This is a genomic window from Sporolactobacillus nakayamae (assembly GCF_900113325.1).
Classification (GTDB): domain Bacteria; phylum Bacillota; class Bacilli; order Bacillales; family Sporolactobacillaceae; genus Sporolactobacillus; species Sporolactobacillus nakayamae.
Window position 1 is genome coordinate 16544 of sequence record NZ_FOOY01000007.1, and the last position, 26683, is coordinate 43226.

23 protein-coding genes and 1 other annotated feature (1 of these 24 only partly in view) are annotated in these 26683 nt (G+C 43.1%); of the genes, 11 read left to right on the forward strand and 12 right to left on the reverse strand.

All coding sequences use genetic code 11. From position 1 onward, the window contains the following. Positions 1-14, reverse strand: a binding site (T-box leader) (it extends 213 nt beyond the left edge of the window). 50 nt (positions 15-64) lie between these two features. From pdxT to dnaA, 11 genes are all read right to left on the reverse strand, one after another. Beyond that, positions 65-640, reverse strand: coding sequence for a pyridoxal 5'-phosphate synthase glutaminase subunit PdxT (gene pdxT, locus BM003_RS05590; RefSeq protein ID WP_093670972.1), 576 nt, complete (start codon positions 638-640; stop codon positions 65-67). Positions 641-654: 14 nt separating this feature from the next. After that, the gene (pdxS, locus tag BM003_RS05595; protein ID WP_093670974.1) at positions 655-1539 is read right to left on the reverse strand and encodes a pyridoxal 5'-phosphate synthase lyase subunit PdxS; all 885 of its coding nucleotides are present in this window, start codon (positions 1537-1539) and stop codon (positions 655-657) included. Between the two features lie 387 nt (positions 1540-1926). Then, complete coding sequence (locus tag BM003_RS05600) at positions 1927-3252, reverse strand: D-alanyl-D-alanine carboxypeptidase family protein (protein ID WP_093670976.1); 1326 nt, start codon at positions 3250-3252, stop codon at positions 1927-1929. A 193-nt stretch (positions 3253-3445) separates the two neighbouring features. Further along, positions 3446-4912 carry an IMP dehydrogenase gene (gene guaB / locus BM003_RS05605; protein WP_093670978.1) on the reverse strand — a complete coding sequence of 489 codons (1467 nt, stop codon included), beginning with the start codon at positions 4910-4912 and terminating at the stop codon, positions 3446-3448. Positions 4913-5198: 286 nt separating this feature from the next. Further along, positions 5199-6203: an HD-GYP domain-containing protein gene (locus tag BM003_RS05610; RefSeq protein ID WP_177184659.1), complete on the reverse strand. Its 1005-nt coding sequence runs from the start codon at positions 6201-6203 to the stop codon at positions 5199-5201. Positions 6204-6316: 113 nt separating this feature from the next. Further along, the gene (gene gyrA, locus BM003_RS05615; RefSeq protein ID WP_093670982.1) at positions 6317-8779 is read right to left on the reverse strand and encodes a DNA gyrase subunit A; all 2463 of its coding nucleotides are present in this window, start codon (positions 8777-8779) and stop codon (positions 6317-6319) included. Positions 8780-8832: 53 nt separating this feature from the next. Then, on the reverse strand, positions 8833-10752 hold the full coding sequence (gene gyrB / locus BM003_RS05620) for a DNA topoisomerase (ATP-hydrolyzing) subunit B (protein ID WP_093670984.1): 1920 nt from the start codon (positions 10750-10752) through the stop codon (positions 8833-8835). A gap of 176 nt (positions 10753-10928) precedes the next feature. Next, positions 10929-12050 carry a DNA replication/repair protein RecF gene (gene recF, locus BM003_RS05625; RefSeq protein WP_093670986.1) on the reverse strand — a complete coding sequence of 374 codons (1122 nt, stop codon included), beginning with the start codon at positions 12048-12050 and terminating at the stop codon, positions 10929-10931. A gap of 17 nt (positions 12051-12067) precedes the next feature. Further along, complete coding sequence (gene yaaA / locus BM003_RS05630) at positions 12068-12289, reverse strand: S4 domain-containing protein YaaA (RefSeq protein WP_245734077.1); 222 nt, start codon at positions 12287-12289, stop codon at positions 12068-12070. A gap of 99 nt (positions 12290-12388) precedes the next feature. Beyond that, positions 12389-13570, reverse strand: coding sequence for a DNA polymerase III subunit beta (dnaN, locus tag BM003_RS05635; protein WP_093670990.1), 1182 nt, complete (start codon positions 13568-13570; stop codon positions 12389-12391). 264 nt (positions 13571-13834) lie between these two features. Continuing rightward, on the reverse strand, positions 13835-15256 hold the full coding sequence (dnaA, locus tag BM003_RS05640) for a chromosomal replication initiator protein DnaA (protein WP_093670992.1): 1422 nt from the start codon (positions 15254-15256) through the stop codon (positions 13835-13837). 894 nt (positions 15257-16150) lie between these two features. On the opposite strand from dnaA, the gene rpmH reads away from it, so the two are divergent. The 11 genes from rpmH (at position 16151) to BM003_RS05700 (ending at position 25884) form a co-directional block, all read left to right on the forward strand. After that, complete coding sequence (gene rpmH, locus BM003_RS05650; protein ID WP_093670996.1) at positions 16151-16285, forward strand: 50S ribosomal protein L34; 135 nt, start codon at positions 16151-16153, stop codon at positions 16283-16285. 497 nt (positions 16286-16782) lie between these two features. Beyond that, the gene (gene rnpA / locus BM003_RS05655) at positions 16783-17145 is read left to right on the forward strand and encodes a ribonuclease P protein component (protein WP_093670998.1); all 363 of its coding nucleotides are present in this window, start codon (positions 16783-16785) and stop codon (positions 17143-17145) included. After that, positions 17142-17411 carry a membrane protein insertion efficiency factor YidD gene (yidD, locus tag BM003_RS05660; RefSeq protein WP_093671000.1) on the forward strand — a complete coding sequence of 90 codons (270 nt, stop codon included), beginning with the start codon at positions 17142-17144 and terminating at the stop codon, positions 17409-17411. The genes rnpA and yidD overlap by 4 nt, the downstream gene beginning before the upstream one ends. A gap of 4 nt (positions 17412-17415) precedes the next feature. Then, positions 17416-18198: a YidC family membrane integrase SpoIIIJ gene (spoIIIJ, locus tag BM003_RS05665; RefSeq protein WP_093671002.1), complete on the forward strand. Its 783-nt coding sequence runs from the start codon at positions 17416-17418 to the stop codon at positions 18196-18198. Continuing rightward, positions 18195-18815 (forward strand): RNA-binding cell elongation regulator Jag/EloR, encoded by a 621-nt coding sequence (gene jag, locus BM003_RS05670; protein WP_093671004.1) that lies wholly within the window; start codon positions 18195-18197, stop codon positions 18813-18815. Before spoIIIJ ends, jag begins: the two co-directional genes overlap by 4 nt. A gap of 315 nt (positions 18816-19130) precedes the next feature. Further along, positions 19131-20510, forward strand: coding sequence for a tRNA uridine-5-carboxymethylaminomethyl(34) synthesis GTPase MnmE (gene mnmE, locus BM003_RS05675; protein WP_093671006.1), 1380 nt, complete (start codon positions 19131-19133; stop codon positions 20508-20510). A gap of 55 nt (positions 20511-20565) precedes the next feature. Beyond that, a complete protein-coding gene (gene mnmG, locus BM003_RS05680) occupies positions 20566-22455 on the forward strand; it encodes a tRNA uridine-5-carboxymethylaminomethyl(34) synthesis enzyme MnmG (protein ID WP_093671008.1) in 1890 nt (629 codons plus the stop codon). A gap of 20 nt (positions 22456-22475) precedes the next feature. Continuing rightward, complete coding sequence (rsmG, locus tag BM003_RS05685) at positions 22476-23183, forward strand: 16S rRNA (guanine(527)-N(7))-methyltransferase RsmG (protein ID WP_093671010.1); 708 nt, start codon at positions 22476-22478, stop codon at positions 23181-23183. 86 nt (positions 23184-23269) lie between these two features. Continuing rightward, positions 23270-24142 carry a nucleoid occlusion protein gene (gene noc / locus BM003_RS05690; protein ID WP_093671012.1) on the forward strand — a complete coding sequence of 291 codons (873 nt, stop codon included), beginning with the start codon at positions 23270-23272 and terminating at the stop codon, positions 24140-24142. 127 nt (positions 24143-24269) lie between these two features. Then, complete coding sequence (locus tag BM003_RS05695; protein WP_093671014.1) at positions 24270-25031, forward strand: ParA family protein; 762 nt, start codon at positions 24270-24272, stop codon at positions 25029-25031. Then, positions 25024-25884, forward strand: a complete 861-nt coding sequence (locus tag BM003_RS05700; RefSeq protein ID WP_093671016.1) for a ParB/RepB/Spo0J family partition protein — start codon at positions 25024-25026, stop codon at positions 25882-25884. Before BM003_RS05695 ends, BM003_RS05700 begins: the two co-directional genes overlap by 8 nt. Before the next feature lie 181 nt (positions 25885-26065). Here BM003_RS05700 and yyaC read toward each other — a convergent pair whose 3' ends face one another. After that, positions 26066-26671: a spore protease YyaC gene (gene yyaC / locus BM003_RS05705; protein WP_093671018.1), complete on the reverse strand. Its 606-nt coding sequence runs from the start codon at positions 26669-26671 to the stop codon at positions 26066-26068. Positions 26672-26683 lie beyond the last annotated feature (12 nt).

The window sequence follows — 26683 nt, forward strand, 5'->3', positions numbered from 1 at the left end:
GTCATCAAGCTCTGAAAATTAACTAATTTAAAATTTACACTACTGTATCAAAAAAAGCAAGCGGTTAACTGTATTCATTCACCATTTGAACAAAGTAGCGATGCAGCGCAGGATTATCGGTCAATTCCGGATGAAAAGCGCAGGCGAGAAAACGTCCTTGACGGCAAGCAACAATATGTTCCTCAAAAGTAGCCAGTACATCCACATTTTCAGCAGCACTTTTGATATACGGCGCGCGAATAAACACACCTGTATAATTTTCACTGACTCCTTTAATTGAAAGTACCGCTTCGAAACTGTCAACTTGGCGTCCGAAAGCATTTCGCTTTACATCAATATCCAATAATGCCAAATGTGGCCCTTTTCTTCCTTCAATTTTCTTTGCCATTAAGATTAATCCTGCACATGTACCGAAAACAGGCTTCCGCTCAGAAAATTGTCTTACCGCTTCAAATAGACCGTAGCGATCCATCATTCGACGCATCATCGTGCTTTCACCGCCGGGGAGCACCAGCCCATGTAAGCCCTCCAGGTCGTCCACATCTTTCACAAGCGACACTTGCGCTCCGGAACATTCAAGCGCATGTACGTGTTCACTGACTGCGCCCTGAAGCGCGAGCACACCAATTTTAACAGACATAGTTTTGGCTCACCTCAAATTCCGCGATCCTGCATGCGCTCGGAAGGCTCTAGATGGCTCATATCAATTCCCTTCATCGGCGCGCCGAGACCTTTGGATAATTCAACAATTCGTTCATAATCCTGGTAATACGTAGTTGCCTCAACAATTGATCGAGCAAATTTTGATGGATTTTCAGATTTGAAAATACCAGAACCAACAAAAACTCCATCGGCACCAAGCTCCATCATCAATGCGGCATCCGCTGGGGTAGCCACTCCACCGGCTGCAAAGTTAACAACCGGCAGCCGTCCTGCTTCTTTAATCTGCAAAAGAATTTCGTATGGTGCGCCTAATTCTTTAGCAAAAACCATCAATTCGTCAGAAGACATGGCAACAACCTTTCGAACCTGGCTGTTGACAAGGCGTATATGCCGAACCGCTTCCACAATATTACCCGTTCCCGGTTCACCTTTCGTTCGAAGCATCGCTGCGCCTTCACCGATTCTACGCGCTGCCTCGCCAAGATCACGGCATCCGCAAACGAAAGGAACGGTGTACGCCTTTTTATCTATATGAAACACATCATCTGCCGGGGTCAGCACTTCACTCTCGTCGATATAATCTACTTTCATCGCTTCGAGGACGCGCGCCTCAACAATATGACCAATTCTCGCTTTAGCCATAACCGGAATTGAGACAGCATTCTGCACTTGTTCCACAATAGTTGGATCTGCCATACGAGCAACTCCGCCCGCCTTCCGGATATCAGATGGGACACGTTCCAACGCCATTACCGCTGTCGCGCCTGCCTCTTCAGCTATTTTTGCTTGCTCGGCGTTGACCACATCCATGATCACGCCGCCTTTTTGCATCTCCGCCATACCGCGCTTTACGCGGTCCGTACCTTTCAATGCCACCATAATCCCTCCAATGAATCTATTTACTATATTTTTTTTGAGTACCTATAGTGTACAACAAAACCAAGTAAATAAATATGTATAAAAGTCTTTTGGCTTTTTTTTCTTTTTATTAGACTATCCTGAGATGTTCTCTTTTATTGAAATAATTTTCTATTCTCTAAATTCCACGAACCTTGTTATATTTTTTATTAGAAAAACCGGGCACAGTCCAGAGTCTTTATCTCCACAGGATGCAGGAGCTTTCGTGTCTGGGGTCAATATATTGATAAAACGTCACTTATCCCAGTATCTGCAAGACCAAAAACATATACTTATTTTGTTAAAAGAAGTCGGGATTATCTCCCGACTTCCCATTTATGAATGGTGTTAAAGAATTCTTCCGATTTAAGAAAAAATTGATGCAAAGAAATTGCCGATTCCTTTAAACATCCGTACAAACCAATTATTTCGGTCTACGTGTTCCGCAGCAATGACCGGAATCTTATTGTTTGTGTTGTAAAGATAGCCATACTGTGATTTGCCTTTCTGAGTAAGCGTCACATAGCCGATCTTTTCGCCTTTCTTAACAGGAGCCTCTAGCTTGCCGTTCTTTAACTTAGACCGATCCAAGACAACCTTGTAGTCGGTCGCCACTTTTTCACCATTAGCAACAGCTGTTTTATAGGAGCCGCCAAAAGCTATCTTAACTGCATCTTTTTTTCCGTTATGCACAGGCACGGCCTTTTGACCTTTAATCAGCTGATTTTTCTTAGCAATCGTCTTTTCAGTGAATTGCTGATAGCCGTAGTCAAAAAGGGCGCGTGTCTGTTCAAAGCGCTGAGCATCAGAACCGGTTCCCATAACAACGCTGATTAGGCGATGCCCGTTACGATTAACCGTCCCTGTGAAGCAATATCCGGCAAGATCAGTATGACCTGTCTTCAGGCCATCCACGCCTTCATATTTGAATTTATTCATGTTCACGCCAAATCCTGGGAGCATATAGTTCCAGTTCACCATTTGAATGGGCGCGTCCACTCCGGCTGTGAAACTCTTTAATGGAATCTTGGAAATATCAAGCGCTTCAGGATAATCCTTAATCACATGATAAGCAAGTTTGGCAAGGTCATGAGCAGAAAGCTTATTGCTTGCGTTGTTGTCACCATATGGAGCGAACTTCCCTAAATCAACATTTTCAAGTCCTGAACTGTTGATGTAATGAGCACTGGTCATTCCGAATTTCTTTGCTGTTTTGTTCATAAGATCAACAAAGTTCTTTTCCGTTCCACCAACTTTTTCAGCGAGTGCAATGGTCGCTCCGTTTGCTGAATAGATTGCCATTGCTTCATATAATTCTCTGACTGTGTATTCATAGTCTTTTTTCAATGGCACATTGGAGAATTCGCGATTCTGAGAAATTTGGTAGACATAGTCGCTGATCGACACTTTGGAATCCCAGGTCAATTTTTTCGAGTGGAGCGCCTGCATAACTAAGTATTCGGTCATCATCTTGGTCATGCTGGCCGGAGGATACACTTTGTCAGCGTTTTTCTCATATAATATCTGTCCACTGTTAAAATCAATAAGAATCGCCGACTTGGCTTTTACGCCTAACGCGTCTGATGCCGCCTCTGCCTTTGAAGCGAATGGCGTTTGAAAAGCAAGTGTCAAAACAAGTACAAATGCCAGACTTGCCGCTGCAAAACGACCCAGCTTATTTCTAAAATTCAACCCCTACACCCCCGAAAGAATTCATGCGCCATCAATCAGCGCATACATAGAAAACCGAGGCGATACAAGCCGTCTCGATTTTCTCTTGATAAGTGGTCAGTCTCTACTCTGCAGATAAAAATTCCAAAGATTATCTGACTCTGGATCAACTAACCTCAACCAAATAACTCGACCAATGGAGCACAATCGTTATTTATTTAATAGAATAATTCGGCGCTTCTTTAGTTATCTGAACGTCATGTGGATGACTTTCAAGTAACCCTGCATTAGTAATTTTTGTAAAGCGCGCGTTTTCTCGCAGATTTTGCAGAGTCGCTGCGCCACAATAGCCCATGCCCGAACGCAGACCGCCTAACAATTGGTAAATCGTATCAGCCAATCTGCCCTTATAAGGCACACGTCCTTCGATACCTTCAGGAACTAATTTCTTTGCATTCTCTTGGAAATAACGGTCCTTGCTTCCGTGTTCCATCGCGCTGACCGAACCCATACCGCGATAGACTTTGAACTGTCTGCCTTGATAAATTTCTTTTTCACCAGGCGTTTCATCTACACCGGCAAGAAGTCCGCCAAGCATGACCGCACTGCTTCCGGCTGCCAAAGCTTTCACGATGTCACCGGAATATTTAATACCGCCATCAGCGATAATAGCAACACCATGTTTGTCCGCCTCATTTGCACAGTCATAGACAGCTGTAATTTGCGGCACACCAACACCTGCAACGACACGCGTCGTACAGATGGAACCAGGTCCGATGCCAACTTTAACAACATCAACTCCGGCATCAATCAACGCCTTTGTTCCCTCAGCAGTTGCTACATTTCCGGCAATAATGCTGATCTTTGGAAAAGCTTTGCGAATTTCAGCTACTTTTTGAAGAACGCCTTTCGAGTGTCCGTGTGCTGTATCGATCACAACAGCATCCGCACCGGCATCAACCAATTTTTCCATACGCAATAATGAGTCAGAAGTGACACCCACAGCTGCGGCAACCAGTAAGCGACCGTGTTCATCTTTTGCAGAATTAGGGAATTCAACGACTTTTTCAATGTCCTTAGTTGTTATAAGCCCTTTTAATACGCCATTTTTGTCAACAAGCGGCAATTTTTCAATTCTGTTCTTATTCAGAATTTCCTCGGCTTCTTTCAGACTTGTACCTACTGGTGCTGTAACAAGGTTGTCCTTGGTCATCATATCGCCGATTCTTAATGAATAGTCCTTAACAAAGCGCATGTCACGATTTGTCAAAATGCCAACTAAATGCTGCTCTGTCTCATTATCAACGATCGGAACTCCTGAAATTCGGTATTTATTCATCAGATGTTCTGCATCGAAAATTTGATTGTCAGGGGTCAGAAAAAATGGGTTCGTGATAACGCCACTTTCAGAACGTTTCACTTTGTCAACCTGTTCTGCCTGCTCTTCAATCGACATGTTCTTATGAATAACGCCCATACCGCCTTGCCTGGCCATCGCAATAGCCATCGCTGCTTCAGTGACCGTGTCCATTCCCGCGCTGATAATCGGAATATTTAAATTCAATGTCCGCGTCAATGCTGTCTGTACAGAAACATCTCTTGGTAAGACCTCGGAAGCTGCCGGAATAAGCAATACATCATCAAAGGTCAACGCCTCTTTTGTAAACTTATCTTCTCTCATCAATGTTAGATTACCCCCATGGTATGGTTGTGGTTGTCTTACTATCCGAAAAATTTATTGATAGCTTATCAAGTGGACTGTCGGCTGTCAAGAATACCGGATGAAGTTGAAGTTTTCAAATAACAGTTTCTTATTCAACTGATTTCCTATTCAAAAAGCTCTTTGAACATAATGATGAATCGAATACCTATTATTATAAACCGATTTTCAAGGTCCCGCAGGTAGTTTTTTTTCCCAATTGTTCCAAAAAGATGACGTGCAGGACTCAAAAAGAATCGCCACCATTTTATAGAAAGCGTTCAATGGTGACGGTACTATCTTGCAACAAAGAAAGGACACGGTTATCGGTGAGATGAATCATCGGACGTGTTGGTTCTTTAACAGGTATAAAGGTTATTTCGCCGGATTGACCGTCGGATAGTTGAACATTCAGCCCGATAAAAAGAGTCATCAGCTCATAGCAAAATTTATCCACGAGATATCGCGAAAATTTACCATAGGAGGTGATGCTTAAATGATCTAAGCTTAAGAATATATTTTCTGAATGTTCAACCGAAAGTTGAGTTAAAAAGCTGTCACATATCGCCAGTATTTTTCCATTCAAGCTGAGCTGGGTTCCGTCGATATTAAGCGGATAGCCGCTCCCGTCTTCACGCTCATGGTGCTGAATCACAGCAACCAAGGTCTCATTTTTCAGTGTTGAAATTCCTTTAAGCATTTTGTAGCTATCAATAACATGACGCTCAAAGATCTTTCTTTCACTACCAACCAGCTCTTTTTTATCGAGGAGTGATGGCGGCAATTTGGCTAATCCACAATCAGCCAGCATTCCGGCGAGTCCGAGCTGAATCGTGTCCCCTAAAGCAAAATTAAACTTCTTTGCAAAGAAAGCGGCCACGAGTCCAAAAAGTACACTTCGTTCTGCGGCACTTTGGGTTCGTCTCTGCTTGATAAGAAACGTCGTCAACCACATGGGATCATCAAGAAAACCTGTGATTAAAGGCATCATTGTCTCTCTAAAATCCCCTATAGAGATACCGGTGCCCGATTGCCATTGTTGAAAGAAAAACTGATAATCCCTCACTGATTGTTGGAATTTCCTATCTAACGGGCTCAGTTGCGGATTTGGTTCTGGCTCCGTGAAGGGTACTGGTTCAGACTCTCTGACTGCTTTTTTCTCAGATGATTGTCGAGCAGATGATTGTGTCACTGGATCAATATCTAGCTTTGCTATAAAAAAGGCCTTTAAGAACGCAATATGCGTTTCGTTTAGTACAGTTCCTGCCTTCATCAGTGGTTTCACCGACTTTGAATAGACATCCTTGCGCAGAACACAGCCTGTCTTAAGTTCATCGATAGTCACAATCACGCCAGCCCACCCCACCATTCCAGGTATGTGTGTCGTTACTCTTCATTTTCTCCGTCTTCTTGCTCTTCATCATCATTGTTCTGTATGCGAGCGATTGTCGACACATTGTCTCCGTCATCAACACGAATCAAGGTTACACCCATTGTATTTCGGCCAAGTCTGGAAATTCCGGACACAGGCATACGGATAATAACTCCATTCGCTGTAATGATCATTAGATCTTCTGTTTCTTCAACGGTACGAAGGGCGACCAATTCACCATTTTTTTCCGTAATGTTACATGTCTTCAGACCCTTGCCGCCACGTGTCTGAGGGCGATATTCCTCGCAGTTCGTACGCTTGCCGAACCCGTTCTCCGTAACAATCAAGACATCCAAGCCTTCCTCGGCAATTCCCATGCCGACCACTTCATCACCTTGATCCAAGGTAATCGCCTTAACACCTGCCGCGGTTCTTCCCATCGCACGCACATCCGTTTCGTGATAACGGATGGCCATGCCTCTCTTTGTTCCAACGATTAAATCGCGAGTTCCGTCGGTTAGGCGAACAGCCATCAATTCATCTTCATCACGCACTGTGATCGCAAACAATCCGTTCTTTCGAATGTTTGAAAAATCAGAGAGCGGCGACCTTTTGGTGATTCCATTCTTCGTCAGGAATACGAGGTAATGGTCATCATCAAATCCTTCAACCGGGAAGAAGGCAGTTATTTTTTCACCCTTTTCAATTTGAATCAGGTTGATAATTGGAATGCCCTTGGCTGTTCTTCCGAGTTCAGGAATCTGATAGCCTTTAAGCTGATACACGCGTCCTTTATTTGTGAAAAAGAGGATGTGGTGATGCGTATTAGTTTGGAACAGATGTTCAACAAAATCATTTTCATTGGTACCCATTCCTTGAATGCCGCGTCCGCCACGATTCTGACTTTTATACGTATTAACTGGCATCCGTTTTACATAACCGTTATGAGAAACGGTGATGACGATATCTTCACGTTCGATCAAATCTTCATCCTCAATCAGATCATCTCCAACGGTGATCTCTGTTCGACGTGCATCATTGTACTTCTCTTTAATTTCACGTAATTCTTTACGGATGATATGCAGTACTTTCTGTTCATCAGCAAGAATTGCTTTAAGTTCCGCAATTTTCTTGACCAGTTCTGCATATTCTTGTTCAATTTTCTCACGTTCCAAACCGGTCAGGCGTTGCAGACGCATGTCCAGAATCGCCTGAGCCTGTATTTCAGTAAGCGAAAACTTTTCCATTAATCCTTGTCGAGCAATGTCTGCCGTCTTGGAGTGGCGAATTAAGGCAATCACTTCATCCAAATGGTCCAAAGCGATCCGCAATCCTTCGAGGATATGTGCCCGCGCTTCTGCTTTTTTCAATTCAAACGCCGTACGCCTGCGAATGACCGTTTCCTGATGTTGCAAATAGTAATGCAAACATTCCTTTAAGGTCAGAATACGTGGCCTACCATCAACAAGCGCCAGCATGTTAATTCCGAAGCTTGTCTGCAGACCGGTATGTTTGTACAAATTATTAAGCAGCACATTGGCATTCGTGTCGCGTCGAACTTCAATCACCATGCGCATTCCTTGGCGATCCGATTCATCGCGCAAGTCAGTAACACCTTCGATTTTCTTATCGCGAACCAATTCGGCGATTCGCTCAACTAGCTTCGCCTTATTCACTTGGTAGGGGAGCTCGGTTACAATGATGCTTTGTTTTCCATTCGAAGCTTCTTCAATCTCAACTTTTGCGCGGACAATGATCGAGCCGCGGCCCGTTCGATAAGCACGACGGATACCTTCACGTCCGAGAATCAGCCCACCCGTCGGGAAATCAGGCCCTGGTATAAATTGCATTAATTCTTCAACAGGAACATCCGGATTTTTGCTAAGCGCGAGTACAGCGTCGATGACCTCGCCCAATTGGTGGGGAGGAATGTTCGTCGCCATACCTACGGCAATCCCTGAAGCGCCATTTACCAGCAGGTTAGGAAAACGTGAAGGGAGCACAACCGGTTCTTCTTCATTCTCATCATAATTCGGAACAAAATCAATCGTATCTTTGCGAATATCGCGAACCATTTCCATCGATATTTTCGACATGCGCGCTTCTGTATAACGCATCGCAGCTGCCGGATCACCATCGACTGAACCGAAGTTTCCATGACCGTCAACTAATTCATAGCGATAGCTGAAATCCTGAGCCATGCGCACCATCGTATCATAAACGGCTGAATCACCATGTGGATGGTATTTACCGATGACTTCGCCGACAATTCTCGCTGACTTTTTATATCCTTTGTCCGACGTAATACCGAGTTCGTTCATCGCGAAAAGAATTCGCCTGTGCACCGGCTTCAAGCCGTCGCGCACATCGGGCAATGCGCGGCTGACGATAACACTCATCGCGTAACTCAAGAACGATTCACGCATCTGTTTGCCTATATTGACCGGCTTGACCCGCCGCTCATCTTGCTCTGCCATTTTTCTTCCTCCTTGCTTCAATCACACACTGTATCTTCTGAAGATGGCCCTGATCAAACATCCAGGTTCTCAGCATAGCTGGCATTTTGCTGAATAAAATCACGACGCGGTTCAACACGGTCACCCATCAGCATTTCAAATGTTTGATCTGCCTCGATCGCGTCTTCAAGGTGGACCTGCAAGACAAGACGATTTTCCGGATCCATCGTTGTTTCCCAAAGCTGTTCAGGATTCATTTCGCCAAGACCTTTATAACGCTGGAGCGCCGGTCTCACATTTGCAGGAAGCTCCCCTTGAATTCGTTTTAATTCCAGATCATCGTACGCATACAGAAGTGTTTTTCCATACTGAACACGGTAGAGAGGTGGCTGAGCTATATATACATAACCATTCTCAAGCAGTGGCCGCATAAATCGATAGAAAAATGTCAACAGGAGTGTACGGATATGTGCGCCGTCGACATCTGCATCAGTCATAATAATGATCTTATGGTATCTCGCTTTATCCAAATTGAATTCATCACCAATACCGGTACCAAGCGCCGTAATCATCGCGCGAATTTCTGCGTTAGAAAGTATTCGGTCCAGCCGGGCTTTCTCAACATTAAGGATTTTACCGCGTAGCGGAAGAATCGCCTGAAATAAACGATCCCGACCTTGCTTCGCTGAACCTCCGGCTGAATCACCCTCGACAATATACAATTCTGAAATACTCGCATCCTTTGACGAGCAATCCGCCAATTTTCCTGGAAGTGACGATACTTCCAAACTGCTTTTGCGGCGTGTTAATTCACGTGCCTTTTTAGCCGCAGTACGCGCTCTCGATGCGACAATGCCTTTTTCGATGATGAGCCGTGCGACATCCGGATTTTCGAGTAAAAATCGTGAGAATGCTTCCGAAAATAACGTGTCCGTAATAGCCCGAACTTCAGAATTTCCCAATTTGGTTTTTGTCTGACCTTCAAACTGGGGATCCGGATGTTTGATCGACACGATCGCCGTCAGCCCTTCACGTACGTCATCTCCAGTTAAGTTTGGATCGCTGCTCTTTACAAATTGGTTTTTACGCGCATAATCATTAATTACTCGAGTCAGAGCAACCTTAAATCCATATTCATGCGTTCCGCCCTCATGTGTATGGATGTTATTAGCGAAAGAATAGAGCTGGCTTGCAAAACCGCTGTTGTACTGCATTGCGATTTCGACTTTGATTCCGTCCTTTTCACCTTCAAGGTCAATCGGCTGGTGAATGACTTCTTTAGAGCGATTCAAATATTCCACATAGGAACGGATACCGCCTTCATAGTGGAACGTTTCTTTTTTATCTTCCTCGCGCCTGTCTTCAATGGAGATTCGAATATTTTTATTCAGAAAAGCAAGTTCGCGCACACGAACACGAAGTGTATCATAATCAAAAGTAGTCGTGTCGGTAAAAATTTCCGGATCCGGATCAAAGTGAGTCGTAGTTCCTGTCTGATCAGAATCGCCAATAATTTTCAGATCGGCTGCCGGTTTCCCGCGATGATACTCTTGGTAATAGACATGACCGTTTCGATAAACTTTGACCCACATTGTGGTTGAAAGGGCATTAACAACCGATGCGCCTACACCGTGAAGTCCGCCGGACACTTTATATCCGCCACCACCGAATTTTCCACCTGCGTGAAGCACGGTCATAATGACTTCAACGGCCGGCCGGCCAACTTTCTTTTGGATGTCGACCGGAATACCGCGTCCGTTATCCATAACGGTAATGCCGCCTTCTTTTTCAATGATCACTTGGATATGACTACAAAAACCCGCAAGTGCTTCATCAATTGAATTGTCCACAATTTCCCAAACCAAATGATGAAGACCTTTTTCACCGGTTGTACCTATGTACATCCCCGGCCGTTTTCGAACCGCCTCCAGTCCTTCAAGTACTTGAATCTGACTGGCATTATACGATTGCTTTTCTTCTTGATTTTCGCTCATCTTAACCCACCTAACTTGGTGTTATCTGAGAAACTCGCATTCTCATGTGTCAACTATTGAATCTAAACTTTGCAGATATCGTCCGTAATAGCAACTACAGCAAACGCTCCGCTTCAATCAATAGCTTCTAAAAAGGTCATTTGTCAGCCGTTTGCGATACCGTTAACCATACCTAATTACCTTTTCGCACAGTCTACGACGCCCTGGTGTATGTGATAAAGTGTGGCCCGATCAAGCAAACTCTGATCCAATCCGTCGATAGACGTTGTGGTGACAAAAGTCTGTACTTTTTGCTGAAAAGCACCTAGTAAATGTGTTTTTCTAATATCGTCCAGTTCACTTAATACATCGTCAAGAAGAAGGATGGGGTATTCACCAACTTCATGTTTAATCAATTCGATCTCAGCAAGTTTGACAGACAATGCAGCTGTCCTTTGCTGTCCCTGAGAACCGAACGCTTGCACATCCTTGTCATTGACAAAAAAACGCAAATCATCACGATGCGGGCCAAATAAGGTTGTCCCTCTGTCCAGTTCCCTTTGCTTCAACCGCTCATAACTTGTCTGATAGGCTGTTACTATTTTTGACGAATCGGCATTTTCTAATACCTCTGGAACTGAAGATTGATAGTCAATCGATAAATGTTCTCTTCCATGGCTGATCTCTTTCTGGATCGGTGCCGCCCATTCATTAAGCTGTGCGACAAAAGTCAGCCTGCGGTTAATAATTTCCGACGCGAGCTCAATCAGCCGTTCGGTCAAAATATCAAGTAAACTGCTATCACTGCTTGAATGCCTGGATGTTCTGAGCAGTGCGTTCCTCTGCTGAAGCACCTTCTGATACTCGCCAAGATGATGCATATAGACCGGCGCAATTTGTCCAATTTCCATATCGATAAAACGTCTGCGTACCGCAGGACTTCCTTTGACCAAATTCAGATCCTCCGGCGCGAACATAACCGCATTGCAAAGACCTACATAGTCGCTCAATCTTCGTTTTTCAAGATGATTGGCTTTCGCTTTCTTTCCTTTGCCTGATATGATCAGTTCAAGAGGTATCGATTGACCACGTCTGGATATTCTACCTTTTATTTTACCATAATCCCGATCCCATTGGATTAAATCTTTATCATGAGACGTTCTGGGCGATTTTGCGATCGCCAGGACATAGATCGCCTCAAGTAAATTTGTCTTCCCTTGAGCGTTCTCACCTAGGAAAACATTCACAGAGTCAGAAAAAGACAGCGTTAAGCTGTCATAATTTCTGTAAGCTGTAAGCTCAATCGACTCAAGTTTCATGGTGGGGCAGCTCCCCTCTAATCACGGTTGATAATGAATTCTTCCGAATTGCTAATTTTTATCCGGTCGCCTTCAACTAATTTTTTCCCACGCCTATTTTCATGTTCATCATTGACAAAGATTTCCGTTTCCGCTAGGAAGTGCTTCGCTTCTCCGCCAGTCTGGATTAGTCCCTCATATTTCAATAATTGGCCTAATGTAATGAACGATTCTCCGGCTCTTAATTTTACTTGTTTCAACTTCTTTTCCTCTTTTCTTGATAACAACCGATGCATGGTTCTATTTATCGCGCATAGACTGAAAACGTGGAGTGATCGAATCCATTTTGCCAGCGTGTCTTAGAACGTACGGATCGGTAGGATCAGCATTAAAATATTCTCGTCACCAATAGGCCGGATAATGATCGGTCTCATTGGTCCTACAAAATGGATCCGGACGTTTTGGGCATCGACCTTGCTAAGCGCATCCATCATGAATTTAGCGCTGAAGGAGATACGCAGCGGATCTCCTTCAAATTTTTCAGTTGCCAATGTTTCATAAGCACGTCCTAATTCAAGAGATTGTGAAGAAACTTCAACTTGGTTGCCTTCTGCACGTAACTTAACGACGTTGTTCCGTTCTTCTTTTGCAAGCAATGCTGCGCGTTCTATGGCATGATACAGAGCCTTTGTACCTAGATCAATTGTCGTTTTGCTTTCGGTCGGAATCAGACGGCTCGTATCCGGATAATTCCCGTCAAGCAAACGTGAGTAGAACTGAACGTTGTGGCTTTTAAAAAGAATCTGATTGGCTGTCATAACAATATCAACCATCTGTTCATCATCATCATCCAGGATCTTCGAGAGTTCGTTTAGGCTTGATCCCGGAATTACAAGTGTCTGCGTGCCGGAGTCTTCTGTTTTATCCACAGTGACTGAACGCTGAGCAAGCCGGTGACTGTCGGTAGCAACACAATTCAACTGATTATCTTGTATAATCCATTTCACTCCGGTCAGAACAGGACGAGTTTCTGTTACTGAGACGGCATAAACGGTTTGTTTGATTAAATCTTTAAGCAGGTCTTTACGTATTCTAAATACATCGCTCTCGTTAATAATTGGTAAGTTTGGATATTCTTCAGGATCAAGACCATTTAGGCTGAATTCAGTTGTTCCTGAAATTATTTTTGTAATTAATCTGCTGTCCACTTCAATATGAACTTCCTCATCCGGCAGTTTTCGCACAAGTTCTGAAAAAAGACGAGAGGGTAAAACAATTTGACCCGGAGTATGGACAACAGCATTTTCATTACCATCTTCTTCAAGAGGAATAAATGATCGAATTGAGATATCCGAGTTACTTCCGGTTAATGTAATTCCATCCAGTCCCGCTGTTATTTTCACACCGGTAAGAATTGGGATCGTAGTCTTAGACGATATTGCTTTCATAACTTGATTGACTGCATCGACAAGTTTTTCTTTAAGTACGGTAAGTTTTAGCGTAAGTGCTGCATTTGGATTTATGTCTTGCGTTTCTTGCATGTTTGTTGCCTCCAAATCTTATATTAAAGAATAAAAAAATAGTAATCATAATAGTAGGGCCTGTGAATATGTTAGTAAGTAGGATAAGCCTTGATATATAGTTTTATCCACATGTTGATAAGTTGTGGATAAAATTGGGGGTGTGCCGGATAATTATACACACCCCTGTCAATAAAAAAGTTCATTCAATTTTATAAGATAAGAAATTATATAACTACAAGGATTATGATTTCTGAGTCCCAAGGCTTTCATCGACACGTTTTTTTATTGCGTTTTGATCGGCGCTTTTAACTGGTCGATGAGTGCGTTTACTGTTTTCTGGAGATCTCGATCAACCGAAAGCTGTTTGGTTATTTTTTCATGCGCATGAATCACAGTTGTGTGATCTCTGCCGCCAAATTCTTCACCAATTTTCGGTAAAGAGTAGTCAGTGAGTTCTCTTGAGAGATACATCGCGATCTGTCTCGGGAAAGCAATCGATTTCGTTCGTTTTTTCGCTGAGAAGTCTTCAAGTTTCATATGGTATTCTTCCCCGACAGCGACTTGGATATCTTGGATGGTGATCGTCTTTGGACGAGCCGATGGGATAATATCCCGCAAAGCCTCGGCTGCCAGATCAACGTTAATGTCCTGATTGTTCAAGGATGAAAATGCAATAACGCGTATTAGTGCACCCTCCAGCTCACGAATGTTTGTATCAATCTGGTTCGCAATGTAGATCATGACTTCATTTGGGATGTCAAGACCCTCGGCTTTTGCTTTTTTGCGAAGGATTGCGATTCGTGTCTCCAGATCCGGCGGGGTTATATCTGTGATAAGTCCCCATTCAAATCGCGAACGCAGCCGATCTTCCAATGTTGGGATTTCTTTGGGCGGTCGGTCACTCGAAATGACAATTTGCTTGTATTCCTCGTGCAGTGCGTTAAAGGTATGGAAAAATTCTTCTTGTGTCTGTTCTTTTCCGGCAAGAAATTGAATATCGTCAATGAGCAGAACATCAACGCCTCGGTATTTATTGCGAAATTCAACAGTTTTGTTGTCGCGGATTGAATTGATGAATTCGTTTGTGAATTTCTCTGAGGAGAGATAAACAACACGCGCAGAAGGATTATGATCGATCACATAATGACCGATTGCATGCATCAGATGGGTCTTGCCAAGACCAACCCCACCATAAATAAACAGGGGATTGTAGGCTTTTGCCGGTGCTTCCGCCACAGCAAGTGAAGCAGCATGAGCAAAACGGTTCCCTGAGCCAATGACAAATGTCTCAAACGTGTTCTTTGAATTGAGCATGCTGTTCCCTAAGTCTTCCATGCGGTGCTGATTCCTCTGACTCATGCCCCCATAAGGGTTACCGTGGTCATTTGGGTTGAAATTCATTCCATCACTCTTTCCTTTATTCGTTGTAACAGGTGAGGCGTCGTTGTCATTTTCTTTTCTAGGAATGACAAATTGGACACGATAGCGAGAACCGGTGATCTCATAGAGAATATCGGAAATGAGCTTTGTATAATGTTCTTCCAGCCAATCACGTGAAAATTCATTGGGCACGCTAACAATCATCATTTGACCATTAATAGACTGAGCTCGTGTTTCTTTCAACCAAGTTTCAAAACTAGGCTTGCTCAGTTTCTTTTTAATGATTTCTAGTGTTTGGATCCATAGTTCTTGAAGGTTGTTCAAAGTAAGGCGGCCCTCCTTAAAAAGTTGCATTGTTACAGTAAAATTCCACACTGCCCGAGATCAATTATCCTGGTGGGATTCCACGGGCAAGTTGATCTTAAAAAACCAATAAAAAATGAAACAAAAAATATGCCGGGTAGTGCAGCGGGCATACGTACGGCTTTTCTCGGTATTTTGGCAAGGAAAAAATAAGGACTAGTCATGCCAGGCAATTGGATCAGTAATTTCTTAAACTAATATTTTAGTTAATATAATTTTATCCACAAGTGAATCAGCTGAAGAAGAACGGAAACATCAGATAATGAGAAAGATATCAACAAGGTGCATACATTGTGGATAACTACGATTCACAGGTGTTAATGACTGTCCACAAAATTATCCACAACTAGTGGAAAACTTTTTGAGGATTCCTTGGTTTTCCTAAACAAATGCACTATGATCATATCAAAAATTCGCTTTTAAAGCAATGATCGACAAATGTTATCCACAGTGGATATCTTTTTACACAGTAACGTTATACACAGGGGGCGAATATGTGAGAAAGTTGTCGATAAATGGTGTGGAAAAATGAAATTTGGAAAAAATAATCCACAGAGGGAATGAATGAACGAGGTAGCACCTTAATTGACTTTTAGTTGCAAACTAATTATAATTAGTCAGACTGGTTTTAGAGATAAGCTGATGAGTGTTTGAGGCTAAAGAATTGGAATAAAGAGACATGGCGAACCCAGTCGATGATCGATGGAGGATAAAGAAACCACAACTTCATGGAGCTCATTTTCGTCGTGGCGATTTTGACAGACCGGCTGAATGGATAGATTGAGCGAATGTGAAATTCGCAATAAAACATTTGATTTGTCGGCAATTTAACTAAATTTGCGGGAGGTGTATCAATTGAAACGTACTTTTCAACCGAATAATCGTAAGAGAAAAAAAGTTCATGGCTTCCGTTCGCGGATGGCAACAGCTAATGGCCGTAAGATTTTGGCAGCTCGTCGCCGCAAGGGAAGAAAAGTTCTATCAGCATAAAGCCACTGTGTGACCAACAGTGGTTTTTTTATACTGAAAGAAGGAAAAGATTACGGATGCTCTGCGTGAGTGATTTAGTGTAGGGGTTCGGCAAAAAAGTGGCTTCCAATAATTCATAGCAACTTTTGTCGCCTTGTGGTAGAACGTTTCATAGAATGCCGAACACGAAGATCTATGGCAGTGCGGCTATACTTCTGTCCATGTCGAAGGATTGCTGATTTTTCTTCAATGGCTAGGTGATTAAACGTTGGCATAGTTGCGTATCATGGGTCGGGTGGGGTATTAATGAAGCTGCTACTTAAGCTGCGATGCTTATAATAAGTACTTTTCCTTCGGACAGCCTTGTCATTCCAATCTTTTTCTTTATACTTGAAAGATATAAAGGGTAGGAACGGTTTCGAAAGGCAGAAGATGTGATGCGGGTTTGATGACGTATGATCATCCTATGTCAATCACTAGTTACTCATAAGTTGAGACGTCCCATATGGAGGGACAAAATGAAAACATTGAATCGATTAAAGAAAAACCAAGATTTCCAAGTTGTATTTAAAAAAGGTAAATCCTTTGCTAACCGGCAGTTTGTCGTTTATGTAATGAAGCAAAACGGGAAGCCTTATTCAAGATTGGGTCTGTCCGTGAGCAAAAAGATGGGCAATGCTGTTATGAGAAATCATATTAAGCGCAATATAAAAGAAATTTTCCGCGAATTTGCGGACAGGCTTGAGGTTGGAAATGATTATATCATTATATCTCGCAAACCTGTAAGTACTATGACTCATCAGGAGATGCGGAAAAGCTTGGAACATGTGCTAAAGAAAGCAAATGTCCTAGCAGCAACCCGTAATGTTTCGCAAGTATGAAACATGTATTCATTTTTATTATTCGTTTGTACCAAAAGTTCATTTCACCTTACACTCCACCGACTTGTCGATTTTATCCGACGTGTTCCCAATACGCGGTTGAAGCCCTGTCACGGTTCGGTTTGGTGAAGGGGGGATGGCTGATGATCAAGCGTCTATTAAAATGTCAGCCTTTTCATTCGGGAGGGATTGATCCCGTCCCTGAAAAGTGCACCCATAAAAAGACGGGCATGTTGAGACATCGTTCGGACCGACCGAGGAGGTAGTATTTTGAGAAAAAAGTTTTTTGCTATTAGTTCTTTGGTGCTTATGACTGTGCTGCTCGCAGGATGCACTGATCTTAACAAACCAATAAATGATCAAAGTACCGGTTTTTGGAGTCAATGGTTTGTTCTGCCGCTTTCCAAGTTCATTATCTCTGTTGCTCATCTTTTCTGGAACAGCTATGGGCTAGCAATTATTATCACAACGATCATTGTCCGCCTTGTTCTTCTGCCGCTGATGGCCAAACAGGTCAAGAGCTCGCGTGCAATGCAGGAACTGCAGCCTAAGATTAAAGAATTGCAGAAAAAATACAGTTCTAAAGACCAGAATACGCAGAAGAAGCTTCAGGAAGAACAGATGAAGCTTTTCCAACAAAATCATGTGAATCCACTAGCTGGATGCTTGCCGATCTTGATTCAAATGCCGATTTTATTCGCCTTTTACCAGGCGATTATGAGAACATCGGCAATCAAGACACAGTCTTTTTTGTGGTTCCAGCTCGGTTCTGCCGATCCGTTCTATATTTTGCCGGTCGTTGCTGCCGCAACTACGTTCTTGCAGCAGAAGATTATGATGGGCCGAATGGGAAATGACAATCCTCAGATGGCTATGATGCTTTATGTATTTCCAATCATGATTGCTGTTCCGGCTTTTTATTTTCCATCAGCTTTGGCACTTTACTGGGTTGTTGGTAATATTTTTATGATTTTCCAGACGTACATTATTTATGAAAAGAAAGACGATGGCCAAAAGGATCAAAAGCCTGCAGGAGGCGCCAATAAGAAGTGAGGGAAGTAACCAAGTACGGGAAGACGGTTGCAGAAGCGGTGTCCATCGCCCTCAAGGAATTAAATGCGACTTCAGATCAGGTGGACGTTCAAATTTTGACAGAACCGAGATCAGGGTTTCTTGGAATTGGCGCGCGAAAAGCGCTGGTGAGAGTAATCTTAATGAAGACGCCGATTGATTATGGCATTGACTATTTAAAAGAGTTAATCAACAAGAGCGGATTGACGGTTCGTGTCCAGGTGGACGAACGCAATACGCGTGTTTGTCGGTGTTCACTTGTTGGGAAAGACGCATTTCAACTCATTGGAAAGCACGGGAAGACATTAAATGCTTTTCAATATTTGGCCAATCGGGTTGTGAGCAAAGGCTCCGAACATCGAATGAAAATGATTTTGGACGCTGAGAATTATCGGGCGATTCGAAAGAAATCATTGATCGCACTCGCTAAGCGAATTGCGGAAAAAACAGTACGTTCTGGACGTCCGCATCGTTTTGAACCCATGCCGGCGTTTGAACGAAAGATTGTCCATACGGCTTTATCCGGCAACAGCAAAATACGAACCTTTTCAAATGGCGCAGAACCAAGACGTTATTTAATCGTTGCTCCGCGTTCTTAAACAATAAATCAAGTGGAGAAAAAGCACGCAATTTGCGCGCTTTTTTTCGTACAACAGACATGGATGATCATCTTAATCGTTGACGAAAGTGAATCTGGAATGCTTTGGAAATGCGGAAAGTTATACGCTAAGATTTTTCCTTTGACGGAAAAATAATGTATGATAGTCTTTGAAAAAGTTTGGTGCTCTTTGTGACGCCTCGATTACTTCATTAGAGTGAACCATTTTAGAAGAACAATCTCTATTCATATAACCAGTGAACTTACTGAGTAAGTATCATCAAATAAAGGACGAGAATAGGAAGGAGTGATAAAATTGGATTATGATACAATCGCTGCTATTTCAACACCGATTGGGGAAGGCGCGATTAGCATTGTCAGGCTAAGCGGATCTGAAGCGGTAAGTGCGGCTGATCGACTCTTTCGTGGTGGAAAAGCACTCAGTGACGTGCGCAGCCATACGATTCACTATGGGAAAATAGTAGATCCGGCGACAGAACAGACCGTTGAAGAAGTCATGGTTTCAGTGATGAGAAAACCGAAAACTTTTACCCGAGAAGATGTTGTTGAGATTAATTGTCATGGCGGTTTGACAAGTGTCAATCGCGTCCTTGAGCTCATCCTGGATCAGGATGTTCGTCTGGCTGAACCGGGTGAATTTACGAAACGGGCGTTTCTGAATGGGCGAATTGACCTATCTCAGGCGGAAGCAGTCATGGATCTGATCCGTGCGAAAACCGATCAAGCGATGAATGTCGCGATGAGCCAGATGGAGGGAAAACTTTCACTATTGATCCGGAAGCTCAGGCAGCAGTTGCTCGATATCTTGGCTGCTGTTGAAGTGAACATTGACTATCCGGAGTATGACGATGCGGAAATAATGACCACTAAGATTCTTTTTGAGAAGGCTACTGAAGTCCGTGAACGATTGGATCGGGTTCTTTCAACGGCGAGGCAGGGTAAAATCTTGCGTGAAGGATTGTCAACGGTGATTGTCGGGAGACCTAATGTCGGCAAATCGTCGCTGCTTAATCAGCTCGTCCATGAGTCTAAAGCGATTGTTACGAACGTTCCCGGAACAACACGTGATGTGATTGAGGAATATGTCAATGTACGCGGTGTTCCGTTGAAACTTGTGGATACGGCTGGAATCAGAGATACCGAGGATGTCGTTGAAAAGATTGGGGTTTCTCGTTCCAAAGAATTATTGAAATCTGCTGAACTTGTCGTATTGCTGATCAATGGTAATGAAAAGCTGACAGATGAAGATCGAAAACTTTTTGCGCTGATTGGCGATACACCGGCTATTATTCTGATTAATAAGGCGGACTTGCCTCTTGAAGTCTCAGTCACCGAAGTGGAACATCTTGCTGGCGGCAATCCGGTACTGCGGACCTCAATGATTGATGAGAAAGGTCTGGATGAATTGGAGCAAGCGATCGCATCTTTGTTCTTCAGCAACAATGTGTCGTCACATGGAGAAGCCTATGTTTCTAATACACGGCATATTGCCTTGCTGAAACAGGCGCGATCAGCGATTACCGATGCTATCGAAGGTGCGGAACAGGGCATACCTGTTGATATGACGCAAATCGATATTAAGCGTACTTGGGATTTGCTTGGTGAGATTGTAGGGGACACAGTCTCTGACAGTCTTATTAATGAGCTGTTTTCTAAATTTTGTCTAGGGAAATAAACTGCCATGCAGTTTTAAATAGAGCGTGAAAATTGATAAAGATGGAGGTTTAAAAATGAAGACATATGAGGCCGGTACCTATGATGTGATTGTTGTCGGCGCCGGGCATGCCGGGGTAGAGGCAGGACTTGCATCGGCGCGATCCGGTGCAAAGACACTAATGCTGACGATCAATCTGGAAGGTGTGGCTTTTATGCCATGCAATCCTTCAGTTGGTGGTCCCGCCAAGGGTGTTGTTGTTCGAGAAATTGATGCGCTTGGCGGCGAAATGGGTCACAATATCGATAAGACCTACATTCAAATGAGGATGCTGAACACGAGAAAGGGGCCGGCTGTTCGAGCATTGAGAGCGCAAGCAGATAAACAACTTTATCAGCGGGCAATGAAAGAGACCATTGAAGAAACTGAAAACCTAACCTTAAGACAAGGAATGGTTGATCATCTTATTGTTGACAATGGTGTTTGTAAAGGAGTAGTTGTGGCTACCGGAGCGGCGTATCGTGCAAAGGCCGTAGTTCTGACTACAGGGGTTTATCTAAAAGGCAAGATCATCATTGGAGAATTGCAGTATGAGAGTGGTCCTAACAACATGCAGGCATCAGTCAAATTGTCCGATAATCTTAAAGAACTCGGTTTTGATTTAGTGCGGTTTAAAACAGGGACACCACCACGGGTTAATGGACGGACGGTTGATTACTCTAAAACAGAAATTCAGCCCGGCGATGATGTGCCTCTTGCTTTTTCGTATGATACAAGGAACTTTATTAAAGAACAAATTCCTTGCTGGTTAACGTATACGAATCTTGAAACACATAAAATTATTCAGGAAAATCTTAATCGTTCACCGATCTTTTCCGGAGCAATTGTTGGAACAGGTCCGAGGTATTGCCCGTCAATAGAGACAAAGATTGTTCGGTTTAACGATAAAAATCGTCACCAATTGTTTCTTGAACCCGAAGGAAAGGCAACAAAAGAAGTCTATGTAGATGGGTTCTCGACAAGTATGCCGGAAGAAATTCAACGGAAAATGCTGGCGACCATACCAGGGCTTGAACATGCTGAAATGATGCGTCCTGGTTATGCTATTGAATACGATGCAATTGTGCCGACGCAGCTCTGGCCGTCTCTTGAAACAAAGAAAATCAGCGGTTTGTACACCGCCGGGCAAATCAACGGCACTTCCGGCTATGAAGAAGCAGCCGGACAAGGTTTGATGGGCGGAATTAACGCGGCAAGGAAAGCAATGGGCAAGGATCCTGTGATTTTGGATCGGTCCGAAGCCTATATTGGTGTTCTCATTGATGATCTTGTAACAAAGGGCACTAAGGAACCGTATCGACTGCTTACCTCTCGTGCCGAGTACCGATTATTGCTGCGTCATGATAACGCCGATCTGCGCTTGACGGAAATCGGACATAAGATCGGGCTTATTCCGGAAGAGCGTTATGAACGATTCGTATTGAAAAAGGAATTGATTGAACAGGAACGACGTTATTTTGCCGCTACAACAATAAAGCCTTCTGAACAAGCGGAAAAAATATTGGAATCAAAAGGTGCCACGCAGCTTAGAGAACCCATGAAGGCAGATCGCTTATTAAAGAGACCTGAATTATCTTATCAAGATGTAGCCGCTCTGCTTCCGGAACATGGCGAAGTGCCGGCGGAGGTTGGTGAGCAGGTTGAAATTCAAATCAAATATGAAGGCTATATCAGCAAACAATTACAGCAAGTTGAGAAAATGAAACGCATGGAAAAGAAAAAAATCCCTCAAGATTTAGATTATAGCAAGATCGACGGAATAGCTACAGAAGCTCGGCAGAAATTAGCCAAAGTGCGACCAATTTCCGTGGGACAAGCGTCACGCGTTTCCGGTGTTAATCCGAGTGACATTGCGATTTTGCTCGTCTATTTGGAAGAGGGAAAATTGGCAAGACGAACAGGCTGATTGTTATGCAGGAGGATGCTATGGAAGTTTTGGAAAAACTGCTGAGCATGAAGAACATTCATCTAAGCGAAACGCAAAGCCGTCAATTTCAACTCTATTATGAGATGCTAATTGAATGGAATAATAAAATGAATTTAACGGCAATTACCGATCAGAAAGAGGTCATAATTAAACACTTTTTCGACTCACTGACGCCATGTTTTTACTTCTCGCTTCAGGGGACACAGACATTGTGTGATGTCGGCTCCGGTGCTGGATTTCCCGGGATCCCCATGAAGATTCTTTTTCCTAAACTAAAGTTAACGATTGTCGATTCGCTAAAGAAACGATTGACGTTTCTTCAAGCTGTTGTGGATCAGCTTGGGTTGGATGATGTGACGTTATGCCACGATCGTGCCGAAGATTTTGCACGGAGAGCGGATATACGTGAGAGCTTTGATCTTGTAACGGCACGAGCTGTTGCGAAATTATCGGTGCTTTCCGAGTACTGCCTGCCGCTCGTTCACCTTGGGGGTTCATTTATTGCACTAAAGGGCAGTAATGCCGATACTGAAGTAGAGCAGGCAAGAGACGCGATAGCGCAACTCGGCGGCAAATTGATTCGTACTATTTCCCTTGATCTTCCCGAGAATAGTGGGAAAAGATCATTAGTGCGCATTGATAAAACAGCGCCAACTCCAAGGAAATATCCAAGAAAACCAGGCGTTCCGATGAAAAATCCACTTTAAATAGTTCCACGTGGAACATCTTAGCAGGAATTGCTGTCCATTAGGAGAATAGTAAAAGTTAGAGAGCAAAAGGTGGTGGTGCGAGTATGAAAAATCATTTTTCAAAAATATTTAGTCACAACGAGCAAGAGGAAGTTGCTGCCACCCAGGAGGCGGAACAGGATCTTGAACAAGGCAGGGTTCAGGAAATTGAGGTTTCATTGATTACGCCGAACCAGTATCAGCCGCGTTCTGTTTTTGATGAAGAAAAGCTGCATGAATTAGCTGCAACAATCGATGAACATGGAATCATTCAACCGATTGTGCTTCGGCCAATCGGCGATAAGTATGAGATTATAGCTGGTGAGCGGCGATGGCGGGCAGTATCTTATCTTGGGTGGGAAACGATTCCTGCAATTATCAAACCGTTAGACGATGATCAATCGGCGTCTATCGCGTTGATTGAAAATTTGCAACGTGAAGAACTAACTGCTATTGAAGAAGCAATGGCTTATGCACGTCTTATTGATATTCATGGTTTGACACAAGAAAGCCTTGCCGTAAAATTAGGCAGGGGTCAGTCAACGATCGCAAATAAGTTAAGATTACTGAAACTGCCATCATCTGTTCAAACCGCAATTCTAGAAAAGAAAATAACTGAACGGCATGCGAGAGCTTTAATTACTCTTAGAAATTCGGAACTACAAGAGAAAATGCTGAATGAGATTATTTCAAAGCAGTTGAATGTTAAACAAACCGAAAATCGTGTAAAGCACTATTTGGAAAATGAAGCCGAGGAAAAGGCTGATGACGCAAAAAAAAGCAAACGTTTTTCGTTAAGCAGAGATTCAAGAATCGCGGTAAATACAATCAGACAGTCAGTGCACATGGTTACCGATTCCGGACTGGATATTGATACTCATGAAGAGGATATGGGGGATTTTTATCAATTCACCATACGGATTCCTAAAAATAAATAACAATTTCACCCGGAGCCATCATTGATGGTTCTTTTTTTTTGAAGTTAAATTTATGTAACATGTCCTGATTGAATTAATTCATGATAAAATGAAATGTAGCGATTGAAGATTGAGAGTAGGTGGAAGTGTGAGTAAGATATTGGCCATTGCCAACCAAAAAGGCGGTGTTGGCAAAACTACGACTGCGGTTAATCTCAGCGCATGTATGGCTACATTAGGATGCAAGATATTGCTGGTTGATATTGATCCGCAAGGAAACGCGACGAGCGGTTCGGGTGTGGACAAAGGTGATGTTGATGAGTGTGTCTATGATGTCTTGGTAGATGAAGTTGAGATCGAAAAAGTAATCCACAGTTCGGCAATTGAAAATCTTGATGTTGTCCCTTCAGCTATTCAATTAGCCGGTGCCGAAATAGAGCTTGTATCGACGATCTCCCGAGAAGTTCGTCTTAAGCGCGCTCTAGAAAAGGTTAAAGATACATATGATTATATAATCATTGATTGCCCTCCGTCACTCGGGCTTCTCACAATTAATGCGCTGACGGCAGCTGATGCCGTAATTATTCCGGTACAGTGTGAGTACTACGCCCTGGAAGGGCTCAGCCAATTGCTGAATACGGTACGGCTTGTTCAGAAACATTTGAATCATCATCTAGCCATAGAGGGTGTTTTGCTAACGATGCTTGATGCTAGGACGAATCTTGGGCTACAGGTCATTCAAGAAGTCAAAAAGTACTTTCAGGATCGGGTCTTTAAGACAATCATTTCACGGAATGTGCGATTAAGTGAAGCTCCAAGCCACGGAGAACCAATTATTATGTATGATTCTAGATCTAAAGGTGCAGAGGCTTATCTTGATTTCGCAAAGGAAGTGATCACGAATGCCTAAAGCATTGGGAAAAGGTTTGGATGCTTTTTTTCCGGCGGCGTTTAAAGAAGAACTGGACAATGCTGTCGAACATGTTAAATTAAGCGAATTACGACCGAATCCATACCAACCACGAAAGAAATTTGATCAACAAGCATTGGACGAACTTGCAAGCTCAATAAAGGAACATGGCATCATACAACCACTTGTCGTTCGTAAAAGTATAAAGGGGTACGATATTGTTGTTGGTGAACGCCGATTCCGTGCGGCAAAACAAGTTAAATTAGCGACAGTACCTGTTGTCGTTAAGGAATTATCCGATGAAGCGATGATGCAGATCGCGTTGATAGAAAATCTGCAACGCGAGAATCTGAATCCGATTGAAGAAGCGATCGCATATAAGAAACTTATGAGCGGTTTGAAATTGACACAAGATGAACTGGCTAAAAAATTGGGGAAAAGCAGACCTCATATTGCCAATCATTTGCGGTTGCTTCAATTAGATCCGGCAGTTACTGCACTGATTGAGCAAGAAAAGCTTTCAATGGGGCATGGGCGCGCGCTTGCTGGTTTAAAGGATAAGAAACAGATGACACCAGTTGTTGACAAGGTTTTAAAAGAACAGATGAATGTACGTCAGCTTGAGGCACTTATTCAGCAGCTTAACCACCATGTTCCACGTGAAACATCAAAAAAGAAGCAATGGGTAATGCCCGCAGAATTAAAGGATCGTGTTTTTGGACTGAGAGAAAAGTACGGTACCGCAGTGAAAGTTAAACCGGGTATGAAAAAAGGAAAAGGCAAAATTGAGCTCGATTATTATTCAGCTGAAGATTTATATCGACTAATTGAAATTATGGAAGGGCGGCTCTAATAAGCCGCTTTTTCTATTTTTGCGGAAATGAAGGTAATAATCCTCATGTACGAAGTGTTGAGACTTAATGCGAAACCGATTCTGAACTGAACAGGAGGGTGCAAGCCCCCTAACTTATTCATCCGATTAGGTCAATGTGCTTTAACCTGCTTTTGTTAGTGAAGTATAGTTGCTCGTGCTATTAATCCATTAATAGTAGTTTAGACAGGAACTTTCCTTTTCTTCGTGAAAGAAGGGCAACACTGAGACTTCGTCCAATTACTTGAGAGAGACTCATTACTACATTAAGCCGAGTGTTTTGCAGCACAGAGTATTCCATAAATCCACTGATATTAACAACTCCGGTAATATTCATGTCACCTACAGGAATAAGTTCCTTTTTAACGCCTGCTCCAGGAAGAACAGGCCCTTCAGCAATGGTAATATTACCAATGTTTTGCTGCGCTCCCAGGCAGGCATCAATACCAATAATGAACGGATTTTTATAAGAACAGTTAATCAATGCCAACGTTTCGTTTAAATTGACGGCATGAACGGGTTTTTCCAAGGTTCCATAAACATAGCTATCCGGGAGATGATGACGTTCAAGATAAGAACCAACAAGAGGACCAAGTGCATCGCCCGTTGACCGGTCCGTTCCAATGCAGACAACGACAATAGGGGAACTTCCAACTGCCGGCAAGAGGTGACGAATTGCTCGAACAAGCGAGTGATGATTATTCAGATCTTGATAGTGGACATGCGTAGAAAGCCGCTTTTCTGGAGTTTTATCGAGTTTTAGATTCATAGATTCGCCTCC

Excerpts from the sequence above, each read along its gene's own strand:
- pdxT (WP_093670972.1), bottom strand. The coding sequence starts at position 640 with ATGTCTGTTAAAATTGGTGTGCTCGCGCTTCAGGGCGCAGTCAGTGAA.
- guaB (WP_093670978.1), bottom strand. The coding sequence starts at position 4,912 with ATGAGAGAAGATAAGTTTACAAAAGAGGCGTTGACCTTTGATGATGTA.
- BM003_RS05610 (WP_177184659.1), bottom strand. The coding sequence starts at position 6,203 with ATGAAGGCAGGAACTGTACTAAACGAAACGCATATTGCGTTCTTAAAG.
- gyrA (WP_093670982.1), bottom strand. The coding sequence starts at position 8,779 with ATGGCAGAGCAAGATGAGCGGCGGGTCAAGCCGGTCAATATAGGCAAA.
- gyrB (WP_093670984.1), bottom strand. The coding sequence starts at position 10,752 with ATGAGCGAAAATCAAGAAGAAAAGCAATCGTATAATGCCAGTCAGATT.
- recF (WP_093670986.1), bottom strand. The coding sequence starts at position 12,050 with ATGAAACTTGAGTCGATTGAGCTTACAGCTTACAGAAATTATGACAGC.
- dnaN (WP_093670990.1), bottom strand. The coding sequence starts at position 13,570 with ATGCAAGAAACGCAAGACATAAATCCAAATGCAGCACTTACGCTAAAA.
- rnpA (WP_093670998.1), top strand. The coding sequence starts at position 16,783 with ATGAAAACATTGAATCGATTAAAGAAAAACCAAGATTTCCAAGTTGTA.
- yidD (WP_093671000.1), top strand. The coding sequence starts at position 17,142 with ATGAAACATGTATTCATTTTTATTATTCGTTTGTACCAAAAGTTCATT.
- mnmG (WP_093671008.1), top strand. The coding sequence starts at position 20,566 with ATGAAGACATATGAGGCCGGTACCTATGATGTGATTGTTGTCGGCGCC.
- rsmG (WP_093671010.1), top strand. The coding sequence starts at position 22,476 with ATGGAAGTTTTGGAAAAACTGCTGAGCATGAAGAACATTCATCTAAGC.
- noc (WP_093671012.1), top strand. The coding sequence starts at position 23,270 with ATGAAAAATCATTTTTCAAAAATATTTAGTCACAACGAGCAAGAGGAA.
- BM003_RS05700 (WP_093671016.1), top strand. The coding sequence starts at position 25,024 with ATGCCTAAAGCATTGGGAAAAGGTTTGGATGCTTTTTTTCCGGCGGCG.
- yyaC (WP_093671018.1), bottom strand. The coding sequence starts at position 26,671 with ATGAATCTAAAACTCGATAAAACTCCAGAAAAGCGGCTTTCTACGCAT.